Annotated in this window: 18 protein-coding genes; all 18 read left to right on the forward strand. The window is 42.0% G+C overall.

The genetic code is table 11. The features are described 5' to 3' along the window. Positions 1-132 precede the first annotated feature (132 nt). Complete coding sequence (locus AC1ECB_RS26995) at positions 133-1,704, forward strand: 4-hydroxyphenylacetate 3-hydroxylase family protein (RefSeq protein ID WP_485666630.1); 1,572 nt, start codon at positions 133-135, stop codon at positions 1,702-1,704. An 84-nt stretch (positions 1,705-1,788) separates the two neighbouring features. Beyond that, a complete protein-coding gene (locus AC1ECB_RS27000) occupies positions 1,789-2,577 on the forward strand; it encodes an SDR family NAD(P)-dependent oxidoreductase (protein ID WP_485666631.1) in 789 nt (262 codons plus the stop codon). Between the two features lie 87 nt (positions 2,578-2,664). Then, positions 2,665-4,482: an acyl-CoA dehydrogenase gene (locus AC1ECB_RS27005; protein WP_485666632.1), complete on the forward strand. Its 1,818-nt coding sequence runs from the start codon at positions 2,665-2,667 to the stop codon at positions 4,480-4,482. Positions 4,483-4,554: 72 nt separating this feature from the next. Further along, positions 4,555-5,844, forward strand: coding sequence for a CoA transferase (locus AC1ECB_RS27010; protein WP_485666633.1), 1,290 nt, complete (start codon positions 4,555-4,557; stop codon positions 5,842-5,844). 86 nt (positions 5,845-5,930) lie between these two features. Beyond that, positions 5,931-6,719 (forward strand): electron transfer flavoprotein subunit beta/FixA family protein, encoded by a 789-nt coding sequence (locus AC1ECB_RS27015; protein ID WP_485666634.1) that lies wholly within the window; start codon positions 5,931-5,933, stop codon positions 6,717-6,719. A 14-nt stretch (positions 6,720-6,733) separates the two neighbouring features. Next, positions 6,734-7,744: an electron transfer flavoprotein subunit alpha/FixB family protein gene (locus AC1ECB_RS27020; RefSeq protein ID WP_485666635.1), complete on the forward strand. Its 1,011-nt coding sequence runs from the start codon at positions 6,734-6,736 to the stop codon at positions 7,742-7,744. A 145-nt stretch (positions 7,745-7,889) separates the two neighbouring features. Continuing rightward, positions 7,890-9,863, forward strand: a complete 1,974-nt coding sequence (locus AC1ECB_RS27025) for a methyl-accepting chemotaxis protein (protein ID WP_485666636.1) — start codon at positions 7,890-7,892, stop codon at positions 9,861-9,863. 25 nt (positions 9,864-9,888) lie between these two features. Next, complete coding sequence (locus tag AC1ECB_RS27030; protein ID WP_485666637.1) at positions 9,889-10,284, forward strand: hotdog fold thioesterase; 396 nt, start codon at positions 9,889-9,891, stop codon at positions 10,282-10,284. A gap of 178 nt (positions 10,285-10,462) precedes the next feature. Then, positions 10,463-12,070: a class I adenylate-forming enzyme family protein gene (locus tag AC1ECB_RS27035; RefSeq protein ID WP_485666638.1), complete on the forward strand. Its 1,608-nt coding sequence runs from the start codon at positions 10,463-10,465 to the stop codon at positions 12,068-12,070. A gap of 23 nt (positions 12,071-12,093) precedes the next feature. Further along, a complete protein-coding gene (locus AC1ECB_RS27040; protein ID WP_485666639.1) occupies positions 12,094-12,909 on the forward strand; it encodes an SDR family NAD(P)-dependent oxidoreductase in 816 nt (271 codons plus the stop codon). Positions 12,910-13,105: 196 nt separating this feature from the next. Continuing rightward, the gene (locus AC1ECB_RS27045) at positions 13,106-14,227 is read left to right on the forward strand and encodes an aldo/keto reductase (RefSeq protein WP_485666640.1); all 1,122 of its coding nucleotides are present in this window, start codon (positions 13,106-13,108) and stop codon (positions 14,225-14,227) included. Between the two features lie 59 nt (positions 14,228-14,286). Further along, positions 14,287-14,682 (forward strand): MerR family transcriptional regulator, encoded by a 396-nt coding sequence (locus tag AC1ECB_RS27050; RefSeq protein ID WP_485666641.1) that lies wholly within the window; start codon positions 14,287-14,289, stop codon positions 14,680-14,682. 452 nt (positions 14,683-15,134) lie between these two features. After that, positions 15,135-16,499 (forward strand): uroporphyrinogen decarboxylase family protein, encoded by a 1,365-nt coding sequence (locus AC1ECB_RS27055; RefSeq protein ID WP_485666642.1) that lies wholly within the window; start codon positions 15,135-15,137, stop codon positions 16,497-16,499. 199 nt (positions 16,500-16,698) lie between these two features. Next, on the forward strand, positions 16,699-17,883 hold the full coding sequence (locus AC1ECB_RS27060) for an MFS transporter (protein WP_485666643.1): 1,185 nt from the start codon (positions 16,699-16,701) through the stop codon (positions 17,881-17,883). 42 nt (positions 17,884-17,925) lie between these two features. Beyond that, complete coding sequence (locus AC1ECB_RS27065) at positions 17,926-19,380, forward strand: S-layer homology domain-containing protein (RefSeq protein ID WP_485666644.1); 1,455 nt, start codon at positions 17,926-17,928, stop codon at positions 19,378-19,380. A gap of 38 nt (positions 19,381-19,418) precedes the next feature. Further along, positions 19,419-20,609, forward strand: coding sequence for an MFS transporter (locus AC1ECB_RS27070; RefSeq protein WP_485666645.1), 1,191 nt, complete (start codon positions 19,419-19,421; stop codon positions 20,607-20,609). A gap of 138 nt (positions 20,610-20,747) precedes the next feature. Continuing rightward, positions 20,748-21,494 carry a GntR family transcriptional regulator gene (locus tag AC1ECB_RS27075; protein ID WP_485666646.1) on the forward strand — a complete coding sequence of 249 codons (747 nt, stop codon included), beginning with the start codon at positions 20,748-20,750 and terminating at the stop codon, positions 21,492-21,494. A gap of 2 nt (positions 21,495-21,496) precedes the next feature. Continuing rightward, a complete protein-coding gene (locus AC1ECB_RS27080) occupies positions 21,497-22,126 on the forward strand; it encodes a cobalamin B12-binding domain-containing protein (RefSeq protein WP_485666647.1) in 630 nt (209 codons plus the stop codon). The last annotated feature ends 1 nt before the right edge of the window (position 22,127 follow it).

Genomic DNA, 22,127 nt, shown 5'->3' on the forward strand with positions numbered 1-22,127 from the left:
CATCATTAATACAAAATGTTCATAATTATCTTGACGTAAATATTTGGATATGCTATTCTAACTACATAGAACGAGCGTTCCATCTATATCGAAATTTTTTAAAATATAAAAATATTCAAGGGGGAATTAACAATGGGAGTAGGAACATATGAAGCGTATAAAGCGCGACTGCTCAAAATGAAACCAAATGTATATTTGAATGGTGAAAAGGTTGACCGGTCAGGCAACTGGATTGACGGCGGTTGTTATGTTATGAAGCAGTGCTATGATCTGGCCAATGATCCTGAGTACGCCGATGTATGTATGGCGACTTCTCACCTTACCGGCAAGAAAATTAACCGGTTCACACACATTCATCAATCCAAGGAAGATTTGCTTAATAAGCAATTGATGACAAGACTACTTTGTCAACACGTCGGCGGCTGCACACAACGCTGCATGGGTTCAGATGCGCTTAATGCTATTGCGGTAGTCTCCTATGACTGCGATTTGGCTTGCGGTACAAAGTATCATGAACGCTTTAATAAGTATCTTTTATATTGCCAGGAAAATGATCTTATCTGCAACTGTGCTCAGACTGATGTAAAGGGGTCGCGTAATCCTAAGTATAAGAGAGCTCATATGCAACCAGATCCGGACCAGTTTGTACATATAATCAAGACAGATGTGGATGGCATAGGCGTTGACGGAAAACCTTGTAAGGGCATTATTGTTCGCGGAGCAAAAATCTGCAATTCCAATGCGCCGTATGTTGATGAAATTATTGTTAATCCAACTAAGTTTATGGGTAAAGGCGATGAAGGCTATGCAGTATCGTTTGCTTTGCCGGCTGATTGGGATGGCATTAAGCTTATGGCGCTTCCTGGCCAGCATCATAAACGGAAACATATTCAGGCTCCATTTAATCAAGTCGGAGACGTAGAATCACTGACAATTTTTGATGATGTATTTGTTCCCGAAGATAGGGTATTTTTGAATGGTCTTGACAACCCGGATGTTCTTCAGTATGCGGGCTACCTGGCACTGATGTTTGCTCACTTTCACAGACATTCCTATACGGGCTGTAAGACAGCAGTTTCCGAAGTTATTGCCGCACAGGCAGCGTTAGTAGCTGATGTCAATGATATCGCTAAGGAGCCGCATGTACGTGAGAAAATATGTGAAATCATTAGCACGGCTGAATTGGTATTCGCAGCAGGTCAGTCTTCGGCGCTGCGGGCAGTTAAATTTCCTAACGGATCCTGGGTACCAGATGAAATTCTAACCAATGCAGGACGCAAATTGGCAGGCCAGAAAATTTACCATGAATATGAGACACTGGCAGATCTGACAGGCGGCATTTGTGCATCGCTGCCAACGGAAGAATCCTTCTACGCACCGGAGACAGCTGATCTTTGCAATAAATATATCATGAGAAATCCAGATTATACAGTGGAGGAGACGCACAGAGTGATGCGCATGATGGAGGATAAGCTTTGTGATCCTTTTGAGGCAGCCCAAGCTGTTGCCGGTGTACATGGTGGTGGATCACCGCTTATGGAGACCATTACGATGATGAGCCGTTATGACCTTGAGCCACTGAAAGATATTGCCAAATACCTTGCTGGTTTTGAAGGTGTAAAGTGTCCTCGTTACGAGCGCAAGACAGTGACACCAAGAGCTATGCTGGATAAATTTAAGAACACTCAGATAGAAAAAAAGTAAGAAGATAAGTAACACGGCGTTGTGACGGGCAACGTAGCTCGTCCAATGCCGTAAAATGTTCATATAATGGGGGAGGGAATTTTAATGGCCAAGGAAATTAAAAAACCTAGCTTTGATTTGAACGATAAGGTAGCTATTGTTACTGGGGGCACAAAAGGAATCGGCTATGCCATTGCATCTACCTTTGCAATGTACGGATGCAACGTGGTTATTACCAGTCGTACCCCTGAAGATTGTGAACGGATTGCAAAAGATATTAATACTCTTTATGGCGTAAAATGTCTTGGAATTGCTGCTGATTCTTCTAATAAAGAAAATATCGATGCAGTAGTTGCTAAAACTGTTGAGGCTTTTGGCAAGATAGATATTCTCATCAATAACGCGGGTATCAGTGGAAAAACCGCTAGCCTTTTGGAACAGACTGAGGATAGCTTTATGAAGGTTATCGATACCAATCTGAAGGGTTGTTTCTTGTTTGCAAGTGCTGTTGTTGCTCAAATGGCGAAACAGGGTAAAGGCGGTAAAATTGTAAATATTGCTTCTGTTGGTGGTCTTATAGGCGGCAAGAGTGTTGCTCCTTATGGCGCTTCAAAGGCTGGTGTTTTAAGCCTTACTAAGACGATGGCTAATGAGTGGGCACGGTATGGTATTACTGTAAACGCAGTTTGTCCTGGATATGTCATTACTGAACTTAATCAGGATATTTTTGCTAATCCTGAGATCAAAGCTAAGATGGAAAAAAGAACAGCCGTCCGTAGATTAGGGTGTGTGGAGGAAATTGCTGGTCCAGTATTAGCAATGGTGTCCGATTGCTTTAGTTATATGACTGGCACGTATATCCTTCTAGATGGCGGTCAAACAATCGGCGGTTAATTTATATTTAAATAACGCTGTAACCTTCTCCGAAAGGTTACAGCGTTATTTAAAAAAACAATAAAATATTATGCAGGGGGAATAACCGTGGCAGGTACAAAATTTTTATACGATAAGAGAGAAATTAAATTTGTTCTGAACGAATGGCTGGATATGGACAAATTATTCTCACTTTCAGAATATCAAGACTGCGTTGGTATTATTGATCCTATCATTGACAATACATATAATATCTGTCGAGACGAAATTGCTGTGATTAATGACGATTCAGATAAAATAGGTGTTCATTTTACAGATGGCAAAGTAATCACTCCTGATTCATTTAAAAAGGCTTACCAAGTTATCAACGATGCTGGTTTGGGCGCAGTAAACGCAGATCGTGAAGCAGAGGGGCACCTTCCTTTAACTTTAATTCAAGCTAACTATGAGATGCTTAGTCATGCCAGTCTTGCATTTACAGGTTTCTGGGGCTTGACTTCTGGAGTCATATCGGTTATTCAGCAGTTTGGCAGTGAGTTTTTAAAACAAAAGTTCTTGGCTGGCATGTGCGATGGCAAGTGGGGCGGAACCATGAACTTAACCGAACCCAATGCAGGTACTGATGTTGGAGCAAATGTTACCAAAGCGTTTCCTACTGATGAGCCGGGTATTTACAAAATTAAAGGTCAAAAATTATTTATAACTGCTGCTGATCATGACCTTTGTGAAAACTTCATCCATCTGGTATTGGCCCGTACGGAAAATTCTCGCCCGGGTACAGCAGGGCTATCACTGTTCATAGTTCCCAAATATTGGGTAAATGATGATGGTACCCTAGGTGAATTTAATGATGTTATTACTACCGGAATTGAAGAAAAAATGGGTCAGCATGGTTCTCCTACTTGTGCTTTGTCATATGGTGAAAATGATAACTGTCGCGGCTATATTATTGGTAATCCGCCAGATGAAAGCGGTAAGGGCGAGGGAATTGCGCAGATGTTTGTAATGATGAATGAAGAACGGTTGAATACCGGGACACAATCTCTCGCAGCAGCATCGGCAGCTTATAACTTAGCCAAGGAATATGCTAAGGTAAGAGTACAAGGCACGAAGTTTACAGATCCTAAAGGTCCTAAAGTACGCATTATTGAACATGAGGATGTTCGTCGGATGCTGATGTTACAAAAATCCTGCACAGAAGCAATTCGGGCCTTGATTTTTAAGAGCTGCTATTATCTGGACTTGGCTCATAGCAGTCAAGATGCTGAAGAGCGTGAGTTTGCTGATGGAATGTTCCAAATTAGCAATCCGCTGTGCAAAGCGTATGCTTCAGATTTATCTTGGCCGTTAATTGGCGAGGCTATACAGGTTCACGGTGGCTACGGATATATTTCCGAATATCAAGTTGAACAATTGGCACGTGATTCCAAAATTAATTCCATTTGGGAAGGAACAGATTTTATTCAGTCTTTGGATCTAGTGGGTCGTAAATTTGGCCTGAAAAAGGGAAAAGTGTTTAAGGACTGGATTGGAGATATCAGCAATTTTATTGAGGCTAACAAAGATGTCGCAGGTTTTGAACAAGAATTTAAAATCCTGCAAGCTGCATTAGAAGATTACAACGCCACAATTGAGCAACTGAGGCAATATATGAAAGATGGTAAAGCCCAGCTGATGCCATTATTCTCTACTCGTATTCTTCATGCTTCTTCCATGCTTTATTGTGCAAGACTGATACTTGACCAAGGAGTACTGGCTAGTAAGAAATTAGCAGCGAGCAATGCAGATGCTAAATTTTATAAAGGCAAAATTGCCAGTGCGCGTTTTTATGTCAAAAACGTTTTGCCAGAGGTTGCTGTCATTCGTAAAGTAGTGGAAATCGGTGATTCTTCCGCCATTGATATTGCTGAAGAATGCTTGGGTTAATTTATAAGGCTATGCAGGCTGACACTGAACAAGTGTCAGCCATGCAAATAAATCATTAGGAGGAAACGACTTATGAGCAGATGGGAAAAATTGAAACATAAACCAGCACCTCTTTTTGCCCCTGTATTTGGGCCTTTATCAGGTATTAGGGTATTACTTAACGGATCTATAGTAGCAGCTCCTTTTTGTGCCACGATGATGAGTGACTTTGGCGCCGAGGTTATTGCACTTGAAAGACCAAAAACAGGTGGAGATCCAGCTCGGCATCAGAAACCACAAATCACAGTGGAAGGTAAGTCCATTAGTGGTGCCTGGATACAGAATGCAAGAAACAAATTGAGTTTTTCATTAGAGACTAACTTTAAAAAAGTTCCTGAATCAAAAGAAATATTTTTATCACTCGTTAAAAATGCGGATGTCTGGATTGAAAATATGGTCTGGATTGATAAGTTGGGCATTACAGATGAGATGTTGATGGAAGTCAATCCAAAATTAATCATTTGTCACATCAGCGGGTACGGAACATCTGGGTTTGGCGGTGAGCAGAGACATATAGACCGCCCCGGATATGACCCATTGGGACAGTCTGAATCCGGTTGGTCTTTGCTGCAGGGTTATCCTGATCGTGAGCCTTATTATGCGCAGCAGTATGTAGGTGACTACCTGACAGGTTTAATCGCAGTCAACGGAATTCTGATGGCTTATATGAATGCCCAAAAAACCGGCAAGGGTCAACGTATTGATGCCAGCTTGACTGAAAGCTGGATGAGGGTAATGGATGATAACTTTGTGCTCTGGACCATGAACCAAACGCTCAAACACAGACAAGGAGTCATGCAGACCGCTTATCAGCCAGCAGGTGTTTTTGAATGTGGGGACGGGGGATTTATTAATCTTGGTTCCTATGGAAAGACCGCTTACAATAACGTGCTAAAAGGCTTTGGTATTGATTCGGAGAGGTACTCCTACGAAGAATGCAGCAGCTCACCGGAAGCGGTTGCCAGTCCGTTAGGCCGTGAACTGGATGGTATTTTCAAAAAATTCTTTAAGGACCATACGGCACAGGAAGCAATAAACATTTGCATTGACAACAAGATTTCAGCAGCACATATTAAAACCGCTGAGGAGGTTTACAATGAACCGCATTGGCGCATGAGAGGCGACTGGGTAAAATACACCGATCAGACTCTAAACAAGGAAGTGGAAGCCTTTGGTGTTATGCCTAAGCTCTCGGAAACTCCGGGGGAAGTATGGCGTGGCGCTCCGGCTTTAGGGCAGGATACAGAGAGAATTCTTACTGATCTGCTGGACTATAGTGTTAGCGAAATCGAGGCTTTAAAAGGTAAAGGTATTATTGACTGAATAGGTCTATTTAAATATCACATCAAAATCAAAGAATCGTTATTGTAAGAGAAACGCTTAAGTAACGGCTAAAGGAGGAGTAGTTTATGGATATTTTAGTTTGTGTAAAGCAGGTACCGGATACAGCTGAGATAAAAATAGATCGAGAAACGAATAGACTTATTCGAGATGGTGTGCCAAGCATTTTAAATCCCTTTGATGCCAATGCCCTGGAAGCGGCAGTGCAACTAAAAGAGGCTAACGGTGGTACCGTAACTGTACTAACCATGGGGCCGGAGCAGGCCAAAAATATGTTAAAGGAATGCATTTCACTTGGTGCTGACAAGGCAGTGCTGGTAAGCGATAGAGTGTTTGGCGGGTCTGATACGTTAGCGACAAGTTACATATTGGCTAACGCCATTAAAAAACTTGGCAAGTTTGATCTTATTCTTTGTGGCAAGCAGGCCATCGACGGAGATACTGGGCAAGTGGGGCCGGAAATCGCAGAGCATTTGGAAGTAGCTCAATTGACCTTTGTCGCGAAAATAGATATTAAAGGCGATACTATTACCGTTAACAGAGAGCTTGATGAAGGTTATGAAGTTGTAGGAGCCAAGTTCCCGGCAGTAGTTACGGTGGTTAAATCCATTAATACTCCCAGATATCCGTCTATTAAGAGTAAAATGGCCGCTAACAGAGCAAAGATAGACGTAATTACTGCTGCAGATTTGCCAGAAATTAATCCGGAAAAAATAGGACTTAAAGGTTCACCGACAAGAGTAAAGAAAACATTTACCCCTCCTAAAAGAGAGTCTGGCATTAGAATTTGTGAAGAAACTGGCAGTGCAGCGGCACTAAAATTAGTTGAAAAATTAGTGGCAGCTAAACTTGTTTAAGGGGGAGTGGAATAATGAATATTGCTGACTATAAAAATGTATGGGTATATATTGAACATGCTTACGGTGAAACAAAAAATGTAGGTTTAGAGTTATTAAGCCAAGCCCGGGTTTTGGCTGACGCTAATCAGGAAAAGGTTATTGCTGTCGTTATTGGCAAAGAGGTTGACGCGGTAGTTAAAGCGGCTGTTGCTTACGGCGCTGAGGAAGTGTTGCTGGTAGAAGGCGATGAATATAAAGACTATACTACTGATGCCTATACCAATGCTATGGTGAAGTTAGTTGAAAAGTATAAACCCTCGGTCCTCTTAATCGGAGCTTCCAATAACGGCAGAGATTTAGGTCCGCGGGTTGCAGCACGCCTGAAAACAGGGTTGACTGCTGATTGTACAGGTCTTGCGGTTAATGAGGAAACCAAAGATGTTGCATGGACCAGACCGGCATTTGGCGGCAACCTAATGGCTACCATTTTTTGCTCTGATACCAGACCACAGATGGGTACAGTAAGACCAGGCGTATTTAAAAAAGTTGAACCTGATACCGCGAGAACTGCACCGATTACCAAGGAAGAGATTCATACGCCAGCTGATACGATTCTTACAAAAGTAGTCGAATTGATAAAAGCGGTAAACGAATCTGGCGTTAAGATTGAAGAAGCAGATATAATTGTTTCCGGCGGCAGAGGCATGGGTAAACCTGAAAATTTTGCTTTACTTAAAGAACTTGCCAATCTTCTGGGTGGAGCTGTTGGAGCATCAAGGGCAGCTGTAGATGCAGGCTGGATGCCTCCGTTACAGCAGGTAGGCCAGACAGGCAAAACAGTAAGTCCCAAGATTTACTTTGCTTGCGGTATTTCGGGAGCTATACAGCACTTGGCAGGCATGTCCTCTTCAGATGTTATTGTAGCCATTAATAAAGATCCTGAGGCGCCGATTTTTGATGCGGCCGATTATGGTATTGTAGCCGATTTATTTGAGGTTATTCCTGTGCTCATTGAAGAAATCAAGAAAATTAAAGCAAGCTAAGAAGATAATTCTGTAACCTCTTATTATTTTTATAGCACCTTGTCAGCAGGCAAAGGTGCTATTATCGTTTTTTAAACTTGGAGTCAGAGGCAGTCCCGGAAATGCAGCAGACAAAAAATTATGTATAGAAGGGATGGTTAAAATTATGAAAAGCATTAGGGCTAAGCTTGCAGTAGGAGTTATTGTATTGTTTGTAGTTTCATTAGGTATGTTAGCGGGATTAAATTATTGGCAAGCAGAAAAGATGCTGATACAAGATGTTGAAACAGAGATAGGCATCACGACACAAAGCAATAGTCAAGAAATTAGCGCGTTTTTGGACGGTGTTAAGATGGAACTGTCTGCCGTAGCCCGGACGCCGATAATGACCAGTGGTAATCATGAAGCCATTATGGCTTACCTTGCTGCTGAAACAGCTAAAAATAAGATCTACGAAACAGTTACATATACTGATAATAAAGGCAACTTTATTGATCATATGGGCAAGTCTGGCAATCTAGGAAACAAAGAATATTTTAAACTGGCAATGAAGGGGGAAACGGTTATTTCCGACCCTGCTCTATCAATGGCAACAGGCAAGACAATTATTATGGTAACTACGCCAATTTTTGCCGGTGACAGGGTTATTGGTATGCTCTTTGGATCAGTTAATATCGAGTCAATTGAGAAACAGATTTTGAATATAAAGATGGGACAAACTGGTTATGCATATCTGATACGAGGTGACGGATTAGTTATCGTTTACCCTGTTAAGGATGTCGCCGGCAAAATTAATTCATATACCGACGCCAGGACTGATCCTACGTTAAAGGGTGCTATAGGAAAAATGATGAATGGCGAGAGGGGAATTACTAAATATAAACATGAAGGTGTAGATAAATATCAAGCATATGCGCCAATAAAAGGAACTGACTGGTCGCTTGCCGTTAATATACCTGTAAGTGAAGCTACCGCTAAGTTGAGTGCATTTACCTGGACGTCTTTGATAACAATTGTTATCGTACTTATCCTTGCTGTTCTTGCAATAATGTGGGGAACGGTTCGTATAACAAAGCCTTTACAGACACTTAAAGAGGCAGTTAACCGCATTGCGGGTGGCGATCTAAGCATAACGCAAGTTGCTGTTGTTTCCCAGGATGAGCTGGGGCATTTAGCCCGGGCTTTTGAAACCATGGCTGGAAATTTGCGCAATTTGGTAAATCAGATTAGTACTTCTTCAGGACAAGTAGCAGCTTCGTCGGAAGAACTGACAGCCAGCTCAGAGCAATCGGCTCAGGCGGCCAATCAAATTGCCTCAGCGATAACCGATGTGGCTGCAGGAGCTAATAAACAGTTGGATGCAGCCAACGATACTACGGCGGTGGTGGAACAGATGACAGCCAGCATTCAGCAGATAGCCACTAATGCCAACCAGGTAGCTGATAATTCGGCTCAAGCGGCCGAAAAAGCAAAAAATGGCGATAAAGTAGTAGAAAAAGCAGTAATTCAGATGAATCAAATCGAAGCAACAGTCACAACCTCAGCCCAGGTTGTAACAAAATTAGGCGAACGCTCCAAAGAAATTGGTCAGATTGTTGATACCATTTCTGGTATTGCCGGACAGACTAACCTTTTGGCCCTAAATGCGGCCATTGAGGCAGCGCGGGCAGGAGAACAAGGTCGGGGCTTTGCCGTGGTAGCCGAAGAAGTGCGCAAATTAGCGGAGCAGTCCCAGGAAGCGGCTAAAAAAATTGCTGATTTAATTGGTGAAATCCAGGTTGATACCGGCAAAGCTGTTGTGGCTATGGACAATGGTACTCGGGAAGTCAAGACTGGAGCCGAGGTCGTTAATACTGCCGGCACGGCTTTTAGGGAAATTGCCGGTCTGGTGTCTGAGGTATCTGGTCAAGTAAAGGAGATTTCCGCCGCTATGCAACAAATGGTGGCTGGTAGCCAGCAGATCGTGGGTTCGGTTAAAAAGATTGACAGCCTTGGTAAAAAATCGGCAGGTGAGGCTCAGGGTGTTTCGGCGGCAGCGGAAGAACAATTGGCCTCTATGGAGGAAATAGCATCATCAAGTCAAGAGTTAGCCAAACTAGCCCAGGATCTACAGAACGCAGTAACCGGTTTCCGGCTGTAGCGAAAGAGGAAACAAGGAGTTAACAATGGAAAAAGTAAATTATAAAGATACTCTGATGGATAGTTTGGGTATTAAGATAACTGAAATGGGCGAGGAGCAGGTTGTTGCAACTATGCCTGTAAATGAAGCTACCCGCCAGCCGTTTGGGATTTTACATGGTGGAGCGTCCGTCGCTCTCGCAGAAACAGTGGCTAGTTCAGGTACATATTACCTTATTAATAAAGATAAAGAATACGCTGTTGGCATTGAAATTAATGCTAACCATGTCAGAAGCAAAACCGACGGTGTTGTTATAGCGGTGGGCAAACCCGTTCATCGTGGGCGAACCATTGTAGTGTGGGATATCAGGATTATGAATGAGTCCGGAGAACTTATATGTATTGCAAGATGTACTATGGGTGTATTTCCGAAAAAGGCGTAGATTTATTCAACAAGTAACCAACTGCTCAGCTGTTAAAATGTGATAATATAAACAAGAAGGATGGAACTAACAATGGCATAGAGATATACAAAGTGTAAAGAAAGATTGATAAATAAGTAGTAGATTTATAAGGTAGCCTTTGCGGTCAATATTTAAACTATTGAAGGAGAATTTACTAATGAGACCCCAAATGCCAATTATTCAACTTGAGGAACAGTCTCATTTGAAAGGAAGACGCTTAGAATTTGAGAGTATTGCGCAAATGTTGACTATACGATCAAATGAAACTCCGGAAGTGCCACATGTGTATTACTATGATCAAATATTAACCTATAAAGACACCAATGACCGGGCTAACCAGGTAGCCAATTTTCTCAAGGAAAAAGGTATCAAAAAGGGTGACATTGTTGCGGTAATGATCCTAAATGCTCCTGAAATTTATTATGCCATGTGGGGTGCCCAAAAACTGGGAGCGATTGCTATAGCCATGAACTATTGCTTAAAGGCTCCGGAAATTGCATATGTACTGAATGATTCCAAGCCTAAGGTAGTTTTTGTTGGAAGCGATTATATGGACGAATTTACTAAGGGATATGAAAAAACGGATTCCAAGCCCTATGTGGTTGAAGTTGTAACCGAGGTGAAGCATGAATCAAAAATAGCTCAAATGAATATGACGGATATTCTGGGTAAGTATCCGCTTGATGAATGTCTAGTCAAGCAAAGTCTGGATGATCCTTTTATGTTACTATACTCATCAGGGACTACTGGAGAACCCAAGGGAGTCTTACTTTCTAACAGGTCTCAGCTGTCACAATGCCGGAACATTAATCGTCAGGGATACATAAAAGGCAATGATATCATGATGATTATGTTGCCCATGTTTCATGCCAATCCACTTTGCGTATTTACTTACCCAATAAGCTATGCGGGACAAGCTTTGTGCATTCGTACCAAGTATTCTACCAATGATTTTTGGCCGGCAGTTATGCAATATGGCATTACTATTATTATGGGCGTACCTACCATGTTTGATTATATCTTAAATAAGGTTGACCCTGAAAAAATTGATAAGACCAAGGTAAAAGTACGGTATGCATTTACTGGTGGAGCTGCTATCTCATCGGCCACGCGACGGGGATTTAAGGAAAAATTCAACACAGATATTTTAGTTGGATATGGTCTTACTGAAGGATGTGGCGGGAATACCACTGAGCCTGCTTTGGGGCATTTTAAGGAAGGCTCCTGCGGGATGACCCATTCAGAAGAGCAAATCGAGATCATGGATAATGAAGGCAACATTCTACCTAATAATGTAGATGGTGAAGTTTGCATCAAAGGTGACTGTGTTATGATGGGCTATTTAAATAAACCTGAGAAATTTGTGGAGATCGTAAGGGATGGTTTTCTGCATACCGGTGACATAGGACATTTTGACGACGAAGGTTATCTATACATAGTTGAACGCAAAAGGGATGTGATTGTGCGCGGGGGTGAGAAAATCTATTCACGTTATATAGAAATTGTACTGGAGGAGCATCCGATGGTTGCTGAAGTAGCAGTTATTGGAGTTCCCGATAAGTGCTTAGGTCAACGGATCAAAGCCTATATTGTTCCCAAACAAAAGGATTCTTTGACTGCTGAGGCCGCCAGGCAGTGGTTATTGGAGCGTATGGCTAAGTATAGGGTTCCTGAATTTTATGAGTTTGTAGATCGACTTCCTCGAACGCCAAGTGGTAAGATTAAGAAGTTTGAATTGAGAAGGGCTAGTCAACAGAATAACTAAATATTAAAATGAGGTGAAGGGCATTGGGTAAACTAACTGGACAAACAGCCATTATCACAGGGGCTGCCCGCGGACTGGGCAGAGTATATGCACTACATTTGGCAAAACTTGGAGCAAATGTTGGCGCTATTGATATTAATCTGCGCTCTTTTCAAGAGTTTCAGGCAGAAGCCGACCAATTGACGGCAGATACTGTAGTTGAAGAGCTGCAGGCACTAGGTGTAAAAGCAGTAGGTGCTGAAGCGGATATTTCCAATCAGGAACAGGTATTTGCCGCTGTGAAAAAGATCAGTGATGAAATTGGTGACGTTTCAATCCTGATTTGTAATGCTGGCGGTGGTATGGGACCGTTGACTGAAGGTAAGGCTTCACAAATGGACTTAGATATTTATCAAAAAGTTGTGGCAAGAAATCTGCACGGCACAGTATATACCGTTACGGCTGTAGCACCGATGATGAAGAAAAACCGGACAGGGAAAATTGTAACGGTTGCTTCTGTCGGAGGGCAAATGGCGAATTTTGATGGAACTTACGCGCATTATGCCATATCTAAAGCCGCGATTATCCATTATACGATGTTGCTTGCTAATGAACTAGGGCCTTATGGTATCAATGTAAACTGCATTGCACCGGGATATATCGGCACCGCCAGACTGAAAACCGGTTTTAAAGCAGCCGGTGAGGAAAAATTTCTCCGCAATATTTCACTGCAACGGTTTGGTACTCCGGAAGATTGCGCGTATGGCATCGAATTTTTAACGACTGATATGTCTGATTATGTAACAGGTCATGTGCTGGAAGTAAACGGGGGTACCAATAATAAAGTTTATATTGAATAAAGGGTTAAATTATTGATGCTCGAATTTATGTAGTGGGCTGTGGAAAAACTTAGAAATAAGTTATCCACAGCTCCGCTTTTATGGCTTTTGCTAATATAAAAGGGTATATTTAAAAATACTTGACTAGGAGTTAACTCCAGGTGCTAAACTAGAGTTACCCATGAAGAATTGCAGAAGTAAAGGAGAGCATAGAGATATGGAAAACAAAAAATTAGGATTTGGATTTATGCGTTTACCGGTAAAGAGCCAAAATGATCCATCAAGTATTGATATGGATACATTAAATCAGATGGTGGATACCTTTTTGGAAAGAGGCTTTACCTATTTTGATACAGCTTATATGTATCATGCGTATAAGAGTGAAATAGCTTTGCGAGAGTCGTTAGTAAAACGTCATAAAAGAGACAGTTTTACGTTGGCAACAAAATTGCCAACGATGTTTTTGAAAACAAGGGAAGATCAGGAAAAAATATTTAAGGAACAGCTGGAAAAATGTGGTGTGAATTATTTTGATTACTATCTTCTTCATAACCTCGGTGTAAAACATTATGAGATAGTCCAAAAATTTGATAGTTTTGCGTTTATTCAGGAAAAGAAAAAAGAAGGTAAAATCAGACAGATTGGATTTTCTTATCATGATAATGCGGATTTGTTGGAGGAAATTCTTACAGCACATCCGGAAGTGGATTTTGTTCAGTTACAGATTAATTATCTGGATTGGGACAATGAGAGTATTCAGTCAAGGAAATGCTATGAAGTAGCAAGAAAACATAATAAACCGGTTATCGTTATGGAACCTGTCAAAGGTGGCACGCTTGCAAAAGTGCCCGAAAAAGCAGAGCAATTATTTAAAGACTATCATCCGGATATGTCTGTACCATCATGGGCTATCCGTTTCGTGACAAGTCACGAGGGAATTATGATGGTATTAAGTGGAATGTCCGATATGGAGCAGTTACTGGACAACACAGGTTATATGCAGGATTTTAGGCCATTTGTAAAGGAAGAATATGATGTTGTTAAAAAAGCTGTTGAAATTATAAACGAAGCAACTGCGATTGGGTGTACAGCCTGTCAGTATTGTGTAGAAGGCTGTCCGAAAAATATAGCCATTCCGAAATATTTTGCATTATACAATAATGAGAAACAATCCATATTCACCGGCTTCTCGATACAAAAGGTATATTATGAAAACTATATAAAAACGTATGGTAAGGCATCAGACTGTATCAGCTGTAAGCAGTGTGAAAGTAATTGTCCACAGCATATTGAGATTACAAAATGTTTAAAGGATGTAGCTGGTGCCTTTGAATCATAACTTTCTTTCTACAGATAGGGAACAGAAATCTTAGGTGGATAAGCAAGGAGGTGAACCGTATGATGATTTCAGAAGTAAGTGAAAAATATGATATCCCACAGGATACACTCCGCTATTATGAACGCATTGGACTGATTCCCCATGTGAACCGCAATAAAAGCAGAATCAGGGATTATACGGAAGAAGACTGCAGGTGGGTCGAATTTATCAAATGTATGCGAGGTGCAGGTCTGCCAATTGAAGTGTTGATTGAGTATGTTGGGCTGTTTCAACAGGGCGATGAAACCGTTGAGGCAAGAAAAGAACTCTTAATTGAGCAGCGTGCGCAGCTCAAAGCAAGAATGGAAGATATGAAGAAAACACTGGAACGGCTGGATTATAAAATTGCACGCTATGAAACTGGGCTAGTTCAAACAGAAAAAACACTAAGAAGACCAGAGGGAATTCACTCATAAGAATTACCTGTTGAATATAGAAGACAGCTGAGTTTCGGTTCGGCTGTCTTTTTTGATAATGATAAGGGAGAAGATTATTTAAATATTAAAAATTTTTTTAAAAAACGATCAACAAATAGCAGGATTTTTGTATCAAGTCTAGAAGTATACTTGTGTAGACATGTAGGTGACTATTCAAAAATATTGGAATCCGATTATATTGTGGAGAGGAATGGGGGGATTTTAATTGGAAACTCGATGTAATAAATAAGTATGAGAAGGGTAATCATTTGGTTATATTATTATGCAAGCTCGCCGGGATGCTGACTGGCCGGTTAAGAGTACGCCTGATACTGGGGACAAGTATAGTAATGATGATGGATTGGTAAACCTTAAGTATAATGACGGTAATCGTTAGAAATGCCGCAGGTGCTTAAGAAATTATATATACAAAAGGAAGAGAGTGATGTCAAGTGTCTGTAGACATGAAAGAAATTTATGAACAACGGCTTGGTAGATATCAAGCCGCCATTGCGTTGGAGCCGGTGGACCGAATTCCAATTGCCATTGGCAGTAATAATTTCGCTGAATCTTACACCGCCAGCAACCAAGAAGTCATTTATGATCCGCAAAAATGGCTTCAGAGTGAGATGGATTTCATTCGCGACTTTCCCGAATTTGATGTCTTGCGAAATAACCGGTTTTGGGCTCCAATTTATGATGTTCTAGGTGTTAAAACTTATAAGTTTCCCGGACGTGACCTAGCTCCTCATGTTGCTATTCAATTTTCCGAAGCTGAAAATATGCTTGCCGATGAATATGATGTTTTAATTGCAAATCCGGGGCAGTTTATGATGGAAAAATTTTTGCCAAGAGTATTCGGTGAAATGGACAAAGGTTCAACCCGTTCCCATTTTGCCTTCCTCAAAGCCGGTATGGCACAAGGCATGTTTGCTGAGATTATGCGCAATAGATCCATACAATTACAAAATCAGTGTGGTATGCCTCAGCCCATGACCGGAGCCTTTCTCGCCCCCTTTGACCTGCTTGGTGACGTTTTGCGCGGTCTAACCGGAATTCTTCGTGATATTCGCCGTCAGCCGGACAAAGTACTGGAGGCATGCGATATATTGGCACCTATTATGGCCCGACATGCCTTGGCGACTGCTGATCCGCTGCGCCGGTATCCAATATTTGTACCTACTCATAAGCCGACGTTTATGTCACCTAAACAATTTGATACCTTCTATTGGCCTTCTTTCAAGAAAACAATGGAAATGATTATTGCCGCCGGGCATAAAATTAGGCTGTATATGGAAGGGGATTGGGGTAAGCATTGGCATCATATGTTAGAACTGCCAAAAGGTTCGGTAGTTTGCGATATTGATGATCAGGGTGATATTTTTAAAGCCAAAGAAGATATTGGCCATCATATGTGTATCGCCGGCGGCATTCCCAGCCAGATGTTTATTCTTGGCACTCCGGAGGAGATTGATGCCCGAGTTAAAATATTATGTGAAAAGCTTGGTGTAGGTGGCGGCTATATGATGGGTGGGGGATGCTATCTCCCGGTAAATTCCAAACCTGAGAACGTACGGGCCATGGTTGATGCTGTCATGAAATATGGTTGGTATGATAAGAATATCAAGCCCAGACCACTGCCACCATTACCAGTCAGCAGCGAAATACCTGGACTAGGCCAGCAGCAGGTTCTTACCCCATGGGAGGTTAAAAAAGCTGATTTGGGCGGTGTTACAGGTAATGAAGCGCTAATTAGTAAACCGTGGGAAACTATTGAGGGCATGGCCTTTAACTGGTTATGGAGTTGGGCATTTTAATGTAACTTGGCTTTATCAATAGATAAATGCCACTTAGATTCTACTACTTACTAATGCTAGAGGGCTGACCTTTAGCTCAGCCCTCTAATTAATAATCCCGGCTACGCTATACTACGACGAGTGATATATGATCTTCAAGTTCTGGATTAAATAACTTGTCTGTCTTATGCTACAACCACTAGAAAGTTTGGTGCAGCGAATGGAAAATAATGAGGCTCCTTTAAGATACCGGTGGGTTATTTTGATACTTTGTGCTTTATGTTTTCTGTTTACTTTTATTACCCGTTTCACGTGGCCGCCACTAATATCGGTGGTCGTACCAGCATTAGGTATGACGATGGGTCAAGCTGGAGCTTTCATGAGCGCTTTTTATCTCGGTTATCTCATTACCCAGATTCCAGCAGGGGTTTTGGCTGATCGCTATGGTGCACGAGTCATACTATCGTTAAGCTTGCTTATTGAGGGAACTGCTACGATGGCGTTGTCGCTGATAGATAGTTACGAACTAGGTTTTAATCTGCGCATATTAGCCGGGTTCGGCGCCGGAGCGGTTTTTGCATCCTGTTCACGAGCCTTAGTAGAGTGGTTTCCGCCTAAAGAACAGGGATTGGCTTTTGGGTTGCTCATGGCGGCTCCGTCTGGTGGGATTTTAATTACGAATGTTTTAGTTCCGCAGTTAAATCAGTCATTAGGGTGGCATGGAGCCTTCCTGGCCGTTGGTTCGCTGACATTTACGGCAGGCGTATTGATACTACTGCTTATGAAATCTAATTGCACTTATAATGAGAAAAGCGGAGATGTAAGTGAAGGATTAAGGTTGATTTTTGGAAACCGTGATCTGATGCTAACTGCCGCTACTGGCTTCTTTCTAATGTGGCTGCAATTAGGAACAGCTACATGGGCGAATGCCTATATCAAAAGTTTAGGCTTTTCAATTAGCCAGGCTGGTCAAGTAATGGCTTGGTACGGTCTCGGTGGAGTAGTCGCCCCGCTTGTTTCAGGAATACTGTCTGATCGGCTGGACTGTCGAAAATCACTGGTTCTTGCAGCTCTAGTTGCTGTAATACCAACCACAATACTATTTGGGCAGCAGACTTCATTTAGCATGTTATGTATTGTCGGCTTGGCTGCTGGGTTTATGTCATACATTGTGAACCCTCAACTAACAATAATGATATCCCAGTTTGCCGGCATGAAATGGGCTGCAACCGCAAATGGAGTATCGAATTTCTTATTTCAATTGGCATCTTTACTAAGTCCCTGGTTTATAGGGGTAGTTATAGACTCAACAGGTATATTTGATTATGTATGGTGGATTTTAGCAATGGGGCCGGTAATGTCGATACTTTTTATTCTAGGCGTACGTGAAAAATCAGTGATTTAGTTGGGTTTAGGATAATTTTATTTATATGAGGGGGAGATATTTATGGAAAGAAATCAGAAAATTAAGAAGTGGATAGCAATTGTTCCTTTGGCGCTTATGTCGATTACTATGGCAGGTACACCGGTATTTGACACTCCTGTTTATGCAGCTGCTTCTCCTTCATTCAGTGATGTTCCGTCTGGGCACTGGGCCTATGATGCTGTAGGTAAATTAGCGAAGGCTGGAATTGTAGACGGATATGGCGATAAGTCCTTTAAAGGTGACAAAACCATGAGCCGGTACGAATTTGCCTTTATTGTTGCCAAAGCAATGGACAAGTTTGAGGCAGCCGATGAAACTAATAAGCAGCTGATTGACAAATTGTCTGCCGAATTTGCCGGCGAACTCAACCGCTTGGGTACCAGGGTGGCTAAAGTAGAAGCTAAGACTAATACCTGGGTAAGTGGTGAGACCCGGTTACGTTATATGGGCAATAATCCCAAGGCCGGCGGAACCAAGCTGCATGGCTCAGACCGGTTCGATTACCGTCAACGCGTCAAATTTCAGGGAACTATTAATGAGGATGTTTCCTGGATAGCACGGGTTCAAGCCCAAGGTAAAGCGGGTAATTATAATACTACTGATGGAAGTACTGCTGCTTTTGACATGTTTGCTATAACTGCCAAGAATGTTCTTGGTCTTGATAAAGTTCGTATTGGTCGCTTCCCTTATGATGACTTTTCTTATGGCCTCTTTAGTAAAGCAATAGGCGTTGACGGTGTTCGCATTGACAAAAATTTGGGTACGGTGTTATTCACTGGCTCAGTAAATGACATTAAGAGTAACACTAACCAAGGTACCGGCACCGGGGACAGTGGCGATGCGAAAACACTTACTACAGCTCAGTTTACAGGTAAGGCCAGCAATAATTTGGGCTGGAAAGCCGGCTACTACTGGTCAGATGTTCCTGGTACCAGCACAACAACCGGAACAGGCACCCTAAATACCAATATTGGATCTTTCACGCAATCTAAAGGCTGGGTAGCGGGCATTGATGCTAAAGTAGGAAACTATCTACTTATCGGTGAATATATTTCGACCAGCCTTACAGGAGCGCAAAACCTGCCGACGTCTCCAAAAGGCTGGGTTGTTGAGCTTACCAGTGCTACTAAACAACCTCATGTCTTTTTTGGAGGGAAATATCTTGTAGACTATAAGAAAAAAGGTGATTTTGGCTGGTCAGTTTCCTATCGCAGCCTTGATGCCGGGGCAGTTCCGTCCGGTGCCGGCGGATTTGACGTTCAGGCGGTCAGCTATGCTACAGATCCCTACTCAACAATGATTAAAGGTACCGACAATATTAAAGGGCTCTTCGTAGCTTTCCAAAAGACGATAAGCAAAAATGTTATTTGGACTATTGAAGGACAAGATCTAAAAATAAAGAATAAAAATCTTACTGGTTTGGCATCAGATGATCTTGGCAAAACTTACATGACAAAGTTTGAATTTTTCTATTAATATCTAAATATACTACTCAAATTGAAGGAGGGAATTGTATGGTTAACCAAGTTCAGAAAGAAGAATATAGTCAGTATCGTTGGGTAATAATGGCGCTTATGTTTGCCAGTTTTGTGCTTACATTTCTGTCGCGTTTTGCCTGGCCGCCGTTAATTCCGGTAGTTGTGCCGGTGCTGAAAATGAACATGTCGCAAGCAGGCGCTTATATGACGGCATTTTATATCGGCTATGTTATTACTCAGGTACCTGCCGGCATATTAGCCGACCGCTTTGGTGTCCGTACTATTTTAGGGGTAAGTTTAGTGCTTGAGGGAATATCTACGTGGGCAATGGGGTCAATAACGTCGTTTGATATTGGCTTTACCTTGCGGGTTGTGACAGGTTTAGGAGCTGGGGCCATCATGTCCTGCTGTGCCAGGGCGCTGATGGAATGGTTTCCAGCCAGGGAACGGGGAACCGCCTTTGGTTTGCTGCTGGCAGCACCATCAGGTGGATTATTGCTGGCAAACTATGTTGTACCTGCCCTGAATAATGCCTTCAACTGGCAGGGTGCGTTCCAGGGAATAGGCATTGCTACGGCAATACTCGGGGTATTGATTTATTTTCTGGTTAAGACTTCAGATGAACCTAAAGGAGAAAAATCATTTTTTGGTGGCTTCAAGGTATTTTTTACTAACCGTAATATTGTATTGGTTGCCATTGCCGGTTTCTGTCTGATGTGGATGGAGCTTGGTTTAGCTACCTGGGCTAATGCTTACGTCAAGAAATTAGGGTTTTCGGTAAAAGAAGCCGGAATGGTACTGATTTGGTATAGCTTGGGCGGCTTAATAGCACCGGTCGTATCAGGCTGGATATCTGATAAAATAGGTAACCGTAAAAATATTCTAATTGCTGCTTATGCCATAAGCGTGCCATTGACCGTATATTTTGGTTCGCAAACAACTTTGCAGATGTTAAATATTATTGGTTTTGTATACGGTTTTTGTTCTTACCTCGCCAATCCGCATTTAAGCCTGATGGTTTCAGAGTATGCGGGAAAAGAATGGGCAGCGACGGCTAATGGTATTGCTAACTTTATTTTTCAGATTGCTTCGATGATTGGCCCGTTAGTGTTAGGTGGTGTTATTGATATGAGCGGCAGCTTCAACACTGTTTGGTATATGATGGCTGCCGGGCCGATTGTGGGTATATTAATGCTTTTGCCTCTGCGTCCACCGGCTGCCAAATAAATTTGTGTGATAAGTTTCATTATCCGCCCCGGGGCAACCCGGGGCTATCCCCTATTTTGAGGAGGAAAGGGTATTGTTCATGTAGAAGTAAATGGCAATAATAAACAGCTATGATAAGGTGGTGGATTTCAATACAAAATGGAAAGAATTAACAAAAATTCATTTACTCCTCCCTTTTATCAATTGGCAACTATACTGGAGAAGAAAATACTGGTAGGAGAGTTAAAGGCCGGTGAGTCGCTGCCATCAGAAAATGAGCTTAGCCGTGAATATGAGATTAGCCGTACCACTGTCCGCAAATGTCTGAGCCTGCTTGCCGAACGCGGACTTATTAGTACTCAACAAGGAAAAGGGACATTCGTATCAAGACCGTTATTGGATCGAGCTGAATTTTTAATGGAAGAATTTCATGCTCATATGACAAATCGGGGCAAAGAGCCCGGATGCCGGCTGATTAATGTACAGTTTCTTAAACAACTCCCTGAATTTGCTGTGAAGTTAGGTATGAAGGCTAATCAGGGTATATTGTATTACTGCCGGCTTCTTTTGGCGGATAATGAACCTATCGCTGTTGAACATAAATATATGCTGTATAGCAAGGGGCGCCCCATTCTGGAGAATGAGTTGCAATATAAGGCTTTTTCTGAGGTTGTTATGATTCATACCTCTATTTTACCAGTAAGAAGTCAAGCTATTCTTACTGCTGAAAGTGCCGGGGAATTTGATGCTAAATTACTCAATGTAGCGCAAGGGGAGCCTGTACTAAAATTGCAGCAGGCTTTGTATGACGATGATAATCAGCCTATCGGAGTTGGGGTTTTTTACTATCGCGGTGATCGGTATTCGTTAGTTTCGGACAAACAACCTTTGAAGGGGGAACGTTGACGGTGTTAGAACTTCTGGCGAACGCTATCAGTGAACTTGATGAACCATTGGCGCTCGAACTGGTTAAAAAAAGTCTGAATCTTGGTATATTACCACTGGATATTGTTGAGAAATGCCGAGACGGGCTGGTGGCTGTTGGGAACAGGTATTCGCGGGGTGAATATTTTTTAGGCGATTTAATTCTTTCCTCAGAAATATTTTCAGAAATTATGGACATTCTGGGGCCGGTTGTTGAAACTACTGAGAAAAGACCGATTATTGGCAAAATTGTTTTTGGCACGATTGAGGGTGATATTCATGATATCGGTAAAAACTTGGTAGGTTCTTTGTTACGCTGTTACGGCTTTGAAGTGTATGACCTTGGGGTTGATGTACCGCCAGATAAGTTTATTCTGGCTTTAACCGAAACAGGTGCTCGGGTACTTTGTCTATGTAGTTTGCTTACTCCCGGCATCGAGTCCATAAAACGAACAATTCAATTGGTTCGACTAATTGAGCGTGATAAAAAAATAAAAATTCTCATTGGTGGGATAGTTAATGAAAAAGTAAGAGAATATACCAATGCCGATGCCTGGGTTGATGATGCCAGGCAGGGAGTGGAAATATGTCTAGAATGGAGTCGGGAATTATAAA

The sequence above is a fragment of the Sporomusa sp. 246TCP1 genome, assembly GCF_057319775.1.